Annotated in this window: 1 protein-coding gene; it reads right to left on the reverse strand. The window is 77.3% G+C overall.

Annotated elements, in window-relative coordinates; all coding sequences use genetic code 11:
* On the reverse strand, nucleotides 1-600 hold a 600-nt coding region (locus HUW36_RS33930; RefSeq protein WP_174531709.1), incomplete at both ends, for an SDR family oxidoreductase.

A 600-nucleotide genomic window follows, 5' to 3' on the forward strand; every position in this document is an offset into this window, starting at 1 on the left:
ATCGGCGGTACGCCACCGGCGGCCCGCAGCGCCGGCAGGTCGAGCACGGCCGGCACGAGCGCGGCGTCGTCGGCGGTGACGGCGGCGTCGAAGAGCGCGACGCCGACCGGGGCGGTGATCAGACCGAGCCCGGCGCCCGTCACCCGGTTCCGGTCGACCGCGCGCAGACCGGCCGCCATCCCGTCGGTGTCCCACATGCCCCACGCGAGCGCGTGCCCGGGCAGGCCGAGGGCGCGGCGGTGGGTGGCGAGGGCGTCGAGGAAGGCGTTCGCGGCCGCGTACGCGCCCTGTCCGGGGGAACCGAGCACGCCGGCGATCGACGAGTAGGTGACGAACAGGTCGAGGTCGAGGCCGGCGGTGGCCTCGTGCAGATGCCACGCCGCGTCGGCCTTGGGGGCGAGGACCCGGGCCAGCTGGTCGGCGTCGGTGCCGGTGACGACGGCGTCGTCGAGCACGCCGGCGGTGTGCACCACCCCGGCGAGCCGGTCGCCGTCGGTGAGCCCGGCGATCAGGTCGCGGACGGCGTCGGGGTCGGTGAGGTCGACGGCGAGGACTTGGACCCGGGCGCCGAGCGCGGTCAGGTCGCCGGCCAGCTCGGCC

Source organism: Micromonospora maritima (genome assembly GCF_902825405.1).
In the GTDB taxonomy this organism is placed as follows: Bacteria; Actinomycetota; Actinomycetes; order Mycobacteriales; family Micromonosporaceae; genus Micromonospora; species Micromonospora maritima.